The sequence below is a fragment of the Rhizobium sp. SEMIA 4085 genome, from assembly GCF_013004495.1.
Lineage (GTDB): Bacteria > Pseudomonadota > Alphaproteobacteria > Rhizobiales > Rhizobiaceae > Rhizobium > Rhizobium gallicum.
Genome location: NZ_JABEPH010000339.1, coordinates 1 through 6,627, shown reverse-complemented (window position 1 = coordinate 6,627; position 6,627 = coordinate 1). Strand labels below are relative to the sequence as shown.

The window sequence follows — 6,627 nt, the reverse complement described above, 5'->3', positions numbered from 1 at the left end:
CATCGTCGCTGGCCAATGGACCTGGGACAACGCGATCGCGACAGCTTCAGCGGTGGGCCAGAATGGCAAGGGCGGCCTGATCGTCCGAGACTTCAACTACCAGATCTGGCAGAATCTCGCCTCCATCTGGAACGGCTGGGGCGCTTCCCCCTGGAGCGACGACGGTAAGACCTGCACGATGACGGAAAAGCCGATGGTCGACGCGCTGACCTTCATCCACGAGGCGATCTTCAAGAAGAAGGCGATCCCAGGTCCCGGCGAAAACGTCGATTTCTTCGCCGGCAATGCGGCGATGACGATCACGCAGATCAGCCGCGCCTCGCTGCTGCCGAAGGACAAGCCCTTTTCCTGGGATCTGGTGCCATTGCCGAAGGGACCTGCCGGTGACTATGCGCTGATCGGCCAGGCCGGTATCGGCGTCATGCAGACCGGGAAAAACGCCAAGACGGCCGCCGAATTCGTCGCTTACATGACGAGCCCGGAAAACTCGGCCAAGCTCAGCCAGTTCTTCCCGTCGGCCCGCAAGTCGCTGCTCAATGCTGAAGTGCTGAAGACGACCAATCCGCTTCTGAGCCAGGAGCAGATCGACAAGGTCGTCATCTCCGGGATTGTAACGGGCAAGGTCATCCCCGGACACACCGGCTTTGCGCAGATCCAGCAGGCCGTTCGTTCCGGCCTCGATGCCGTCTGGCGTCCGGATGCGGATATCCCCGGCACGCTCCAGAAGATCTGCGGCCAGATCGGCCCACTCTTGAAGCGCTAAGGGAGCGTAAAATGGCTGTCGCGCAAGATCGCGCAATTGCGGAAGGCCGCTCCTCATCGCCGTTCTGGACGGTTGCGCGGCGCGACAGTCTCGCCGGTTTCCTCTTCATCGCACCGCAGCTGATCGGCATCGTCGTCTTCGTGCTGATCCCGCTTGGACTCGTCTTCTGGTATTCGCTGCACGAGTGGAACGTGCTTGCCAATACCTTCACCTATACGGGCGCACAGAACTACTGGATGCTGATCGAGGATACGAACCTCTTCGAAGTCCTGGGAGCGACCGCGATCTTTTCCGCCGGGCTCGTCGTTTTCAATCTCTCCCTGGCGCTCCTGCTTGCGGTTCTCCTCAACCAGAAGCTCGCAGGCATCGCCATCTTCCGCACGCTGTTCTTTTCGCCGGTCGTCGTCTCGTTGGTCGCCTGGACAATTGTCTGGGGGTTCCTGCTTCAGAAGAATGGCGGAATCAACGGCATACTGCAGGTCTTCGGTATCGAAGGACCGAACTGGCTTCGCGAGGAAACGACCGCGATGATCTCCGTCATCGTCGTGCAGGTTTTCAAGAATGTCGGCCTCAACATGATCCTGTTCCTGGCGGCGCTGCAGGGCGTGCCGAACGAGCTCTACGAGGCTGCGCGGATCGACGGCGCGCCGCGCTTCAAGCAGTTCCGCCGCATCACCCTGCCGCTGATCAGCCCGACCATGCTCTTGACCTCGATCATCACCATCGTCGGATCGCTGCAGGTTTTCGCGCAGATCGCGGTGCTGACCCAAGGCGGCCCAGGGCTTTCGACGACGGTGCTCGTCTATTACCTCTACCAGCAGGCCTTCCAGTTCCATTTCTTCGGCTATGGCTCGACGCTCTCGATCCTGCTCTTCGCGATCGTCGCCGTGCTGACCTTTGCCCAGTGGCAGATGCGCAAGAGGATCGTCTTCTATGAAAGCTGAGTTGTCTCCGCGCATGAAGGTTTTTCTCTACGGGTTGATGTGCGTGCTGCTCATCCCCTTTGTCTTTCCGACCTGGTGGATGGTGACGTCTTCGGTGAAACCGATCAGCGACATCTTTGCCTTTCCGCCGCAACTCGTTCCGGCAAGCTATGACTGGACGACCTACCGAAAGGTTTTCGAGCTGCAGCCTTTCGTGCAGCAATACTGGAACTCGGCCTATATTGCCGCTGTGGTGACGGTCGGCACGATGATCGTCTCCTCCATGGCTGGCTACGCCTTTGCGCGCATTAAATTTCCTTTCGCTAACACGATCTTCATGATCGTGCTGCTCGGGTTGCTTATCCCGTCTGAGGTGACGATCGTGCCGCTTTTCCAGATGTTCCTGAAAGCCGGCATGGTGAATACCCACTGGCCGCTGGTCCTTGTGCCGATCTTCGGGGCGCCGAGCGTCTTTGCCACGTTCGTAATGCGGCAGTTCTTCGTGACGCTGCCGGCTGAGCTGGAAGAGGCGGCACGCGTCGACGGCCTCGGGCGCTTCAAGATCTTTCGGAAAATCGCCCTGCCGCTGGCGAAACCGGCGCTCGCGTCAGTGGCGATCTTCACTTTCCTCCATTCGTGGAACCTGTTCCTCGAACCGATCGTGTTCCTGTCGAGCGCGGACAAATTCACCCTGCCGCAGGCGCTGACCCAATATACCGACGCCTATGGCGGACCGATGTGGAACATCCAGCTCGCCGCCGCCACGCTCACCGCGCTCCCCGTTCTCATCGTCTTCATCATCGCGCAGAAGCAATTCGTCGAAGGGCTCGCGCATACCGGCCTCAAGGGCTGAAGAACCGGAAACCTGATTGATGGCTGAAGTTACCCTTTCCCGTGTCCGCAAGAGTTATGGCGCCGTCGACATCATCCACGGTGTCGATCTCGGCATCAGCGATGGCGAATTCGTCGTGCTGGTCGGTCCGTCCGGCTGCGGCAAATCCACGCTTCTGCGCATGATCGCCGGACTGGAAGCGATCACCGGCGGAGATATCAAAATCGGCGGGCGTGTGGTCAACGACCTCGACCCGAAGGATCGCGACATCGCCATGGTCTTCCAGAACTATGCGCTTTATCCGCATATGACCGTCGCAACCAATATGGGCTTTTCGCTGGAACATCGCGGCACAGGCAAGGCCGAGATCGCGGAGCGGGTGAAGTGGGCGGCGGACATTCTCGGCCTGTCGCATCTGCTCGATCGCTATCCGCGCCAGCTTTCCGGCGGCCAGCGCCAGCGCGTCGCCATGGGCCGGGCGATTGTCCGAAACCCCCAGGTCTTCTTGTTCGACGAACCGCTGTCGAACCTTGATGCGAAGCTCCGGGTCGTCATGCGCGGCGAGATCAAGAGCCTGCACCAGAAGCTCAAGACCACGACCATTTATGTCACCCATGACCAGGTGGAGGCCATGACCATGGCCGACAAGATCGTCTTGCTGAATGGCGGGCGGGTGGAGCAGATCGGAGCCCCGCTCGAACTTTACGACCGGCCCGCCAACCAGTTCGTGGCAGGTTTCATCGGCTCGCCGGCCATGAATTTTCTATCCGGCCCGATCACCTCGACGGGTTTCGCCGCACCCGGCATACTGCTGCCGCTTCCGCAAGCCGCCCACGAGTTCAGTGACCGCAAGGCGGTTTACGGCATCCGGCCCGAGCATTTTGTTCTCGACGATAACGGCGTGCCGGCGGAGATCGCGCTCGTCGAGCCGATGGGTTCGGAGACACAGGTAACGATGAAGCTCGGCGAAACGCAGGTTAAAGGCGTCTTTCGCGAGCGCATATCGCTCTCAACCTGCGCAACGATCCGCGTCCGGCCGGAACTCGCCAATATCCACCTCTTCGCAAGTGGCGGCCAGCGACTGAACTGAGGTTTTGTTCATGCCGACTTACCCGACGCCGTCGTAGGAGTGACGCAGTCCCAGATAACACCGTCTCGCTAGCGGCCAGGCGGTGACCACCGCTGGATGAGATCAAGGCTGATGAGACACATTGAGTTTTGTTCAACGCTGCGTCGAAAGGCAGACCGACACCAATATGAGCGATGAGAAGACCCTAAACGAAGATCTCGCGTCAATGCAGTGAAGTGCGGTTGTGCCGGACTTATACGGACCATACAATCTTTCCCAAAAGGTCCTTCATAGCAGCATTGTCAAGCATGGCATCCGCCGGTTCTGCTTCGTGGTCTTGTCTTAGAACGTCTTCAGCCGCTTGGAGAGCGGCAGCCTTCTGTGGACTGTCATCGGCGCAAAATGATGTGAGCCGGGCCAAATCGATTTCGCCAAATGCCGGGCTAATGAACCTTCGGCGCGCCGTGAGCGCAAGGGCTATTTCGAGGAGGGTGGCGCTGGTCACGGGCGGCTATCGATCTTTGCACCAGACGTCTGGTTAATGAACGCGTTGGCATAGCAGCGGCGTTCATCTCGCGTGAGGCAACATAGGACGCTGCCCGGCTTGGCGTCAATTTTAAGTTGGGAGGAGGACGAGGTAGAAGCGAGCTTTAACGTTGCAAGGAGATCGTGCATCCCAGGTTGGTGGGTCGTCACAGCGTTGGCGTGTGCCAGCGCCCTTGCATCAGTCGCCGTTGCCGACACGATTGAACCGATTACGGTAGCCGTTGCCAATTTTGACTTTAAGGACACGTCCGGCGAAGCGGGTCACCAGCTCGGTGACCACGATGCTCGGTTGACGGCGTTTGCCTCAACCCTACGCGACAGTCTCTCGAAACGTAGCAAGATCATCATCACTTCGTTGGCTTGCCAGAATGGGCGGTGCACGGCGCGCGAACCGGGATCGCGGAGCTTTCGAGAGAGGCGAAAACTGCTGGCGCGAATTACTTGCTCATAGGCGAGATTCACAAGATGAGCACCTTGGTGGGCTGGGCGAAGTATGTCCTGTTGGACATCCGCACCAACAAACCCACCTGCGACCGGTTTATAACGTATCGAGGCGATACAGGCGAAGCCTGGGACCGTGCTGCGAGATTTGTGGCAAATGACATTGAAAAGAATTGCATTCCGTGAGGCAGTTATTGCGACTACGGATCGGACCGTCGTTAGGATCTGAGGTGCCGGAGACTAGGCTTCACTGTGCCTCGATCACCACCTGCGTCTCGGTCCTCTCAGCGCGTGCGGCCTCTTCATGCCGACGGCCTCAGACATTGGTCCCGAACTATGCTTGAATGAACGCGAGATCCTTCATAGCAACATCCGTCTTGGGCTGCAGCGACGAAAACGAGTTATCGCGCTTCGTCGCCAAACAATCGAAGAGACCGGAGATGGATGAGATTGAACAGCCCGTTCGGGTCAACTCGTGTGCTTCTCGATCCCGTTAGCCTCCATCGGCGGTGGCCGCTGTTTCGCGAAGACTCCTCGTCAATTGCTCGCTGTCGCCCGACAGGAGTTGACCATAGACGTGGAGCAAGCCGGCAAGGACGATGACAATGACGACGGCCGCCACGCTCCAGCCACTTTTGCCACGGGTGGATCCATCGTCCTTCATTGCAAACCTCCTTTGACCGCTCTTCCGTCACGCCACCCCAATGCCTGGCAGTCAATGACGTTCCCGATCCGGGACCACGGTCTGAAGTACAGGAGGACTTTCGACTTGGTTTTTCATGAGGCCAAAGTCCGATCGATCTGGGACCGAAGTCCGACACAGGAGATCGGGCCGGATCGCTAGCGGAACAAACAAGCCATCCAGTGCTTCCTCATTCATCAAAAAGCGGAGCATGAAGATGACGTACGACCCTAGCAATCCGAACGATCCTAATCGCACAACGACCCCGAAGCCCGATCTAGACCTCCGCACGACACCGGTGGAGCACACCCGATCCAGCGCATGGGTGGGCTGGGCCGCCGCCATTGCAGCGATCGCCGTGATCGCGGTTGCCTACACCCTGTGGAGCGGTGCTCCGGATACCGATCCGCAGCCCACGGCATCCACGACGAATTCTGAGCCGACCCCTGGTCCGGCAAAGCCGATGGCGCCAGCTGATAACAGCAGCGCGACGCCGGCACCGGCGACCCCGCCGACCTCTCCCGCGCAGCAGTAAATAAGGAGGCGTTCAAAATGATGAGAAAAATTGTCCTTGCCAGTGCCTTCGTTGGCGCCCTGGCATCTTGCACAGCAACGGAGAAGGGAACGGCCATTGGGGCCGGCACCGGAGCAGTTATCGGCGGGGCCGTAAGCAATAGCTGGGAGGGTGCTGCGGTCGGAGCCGTTGCTGGCGGTGTCGCTGGCGCCCTGATTGGCCGCTCGACCGAACGTCGGGGCTACTGCGTGTATCGAGACCGCTATGGACGGACCTACGAGGCGCGCTGCTAGTAAGACGGCGGAATCGCATAGAGAATGGAGTTGGCTCCTTGGCAGGCGTGCGGCTCATTTATTGGGTTGTGGCCTTTTACCCAGGAACGGCGCGGGGTAAAGTGCCGCGCCCGCCCAACCCTGGTCCCGCGATGCCAGTGGCGCACCAGGGAGATACAAGCAGTGATCGGCCGGTGCGCTTAGAGCTACCGGCACAACGGCATCGACACCTGCCGCGAAGATCGAAACGTGTTACCGATAGTCAGGCTGGGAGTTCCGACAGCCTGAGCGCTGAGCGAAGAATTTTGGCGGAAACAAGTGTAACGGCTGCACGGCCTAGTCGAGTGGCTTAATCCCTTACACGGGTCTGTGCATACTCAGGGATTTTGAAACGCCGTCGATAGCCCCCTGGCGTCAAGCCGGTGACTCGCTTGAAGAGACGGCGGAAGAAAGCCGGTTCCTCGTAACCGACCTGCCAGCCTATCTCGTCGACCGATGACTCCGTCCGCTCCAACCGGCGTTTCGCATCCTCGGCCCTTAGGCGCTGCCCGTAGGCGATCGGGCTCACTCCGGGCGCGGCTGTGG

The 6,627-nt window shown here is 59.5% G+C and carries 8 protein-coding genes; 6 read left to right on the top strand and 2 right to left on the bottom strand.

Annotation, left to right across the window (positions count from 1 at the left end):
* From C9413_RS25675 to ugpC, 4 genes are all read left to right on the top strand, one after another.
* Positions 1 to 763, top strand: a 763-nt coding sequence (locus C9413_RS25675; protein ID WP_170251077.1) for an extracellular solute-binding protein, incomplete at its 5' end; no start/stop codon positions are given.
* An 11-nt stretch (positions 764 to 774) separates the two neighbouring features.
* The gene (locus C9413_RS25670) at positions 775 to 1,707 is read left to right on the top strand and encodes a sugar ABC transporter permease (RefSeq protein ID WP_040115199.1); all 933 of its coding nucleotides are present in this window, start codon (positions 775 to 777) and stop codon (positions 1,705 to 1,707) included.
* Entirely contained in the window at positions 1,697 to 2,539 is an 843-nt protein-coding gene (locus tag C9413_RS25665; protein ID WP_040115200.1) for a carbohydrate ABC transporter permease, read from the top strand. The genes C9413_RS25670 and C9413_RS25665 overlap by 11 nt, the downstream gene beginning before the upstream one ends.
* Positions 2,540 to 2,558: 19 nt before the next feature.
* Positions 2,559 to 3,608 carry a sn-glycerol-3-phosphate ABC transporter ATP-binding protein UgpC gene (ugpC, locus tag C9413_RS25660; RefSeq protein WP_170251076.1) on the top strand — a complete coding sequence of 350 codons (1,050 nt, stop codon included), beginning with the start codon at positions 2,559 to 2,561 and terminating at the stop codon, positions 3,606 to 3,608.
* Between the two features lie 1,459 nt (positions 3,609 to 5,067).
* Here the strand turns inward: ugpC and C9413_RS25645 are convergent.
* Positions 5,068 to 5,238, bottom strand: a complete 171-nt coding sequence (locus C9413_RS25645) for a hypothetical protein (protein ID WP_170251073.1) — start codon at positions 5,236 to 5,238, stop codon at positions 5,068 to 5,070.
* 235 nt (positions 5,239 to 5,473) lie between these two features.
* Between C9413_RS25645 and C9413_RS25640 the strand changes: the two genes are divergently transcribed.
* Positions 5,474 to 5,791, top strand: a complete 318-nt coding sequence (locus tag C9413_RS25640; RefSeq protein WP_040116524.1) for a hypothetical protein — start codon at positions 5,474 to 5,476, stop codon at positions 5,789 to 5,791.
* 17 nt (positions 5,792 to 5,808) lie between these two features.
* Positions 5,809 to 6,063 carry a YMGG-like glycine zipper-containing protein gene (locus C9413_RS25635; RefSeq protein WP_040115207.1) on the top strand — a complete coding sequence of 85 codons (255 nt, stop codon included), beginning with the start codon at positions 5,809 to 5,811 and terminating at the stop codon, positions 6,061 to 6,063.
* 328 nt (positions 6,064 to 6,391) lie between these two features.
* Here C9413_RS25635 and C9413_RS25630 read toward each other — a convergent pair.
* On the bottom strand, positions 6,392 to 6,627 hold a 236-nt coding region (locus tag C9413_RS25630), incomplete at its 5' end, for a helix-turn-helix domain-containing protein (RefSeq protein WP_170251072.1).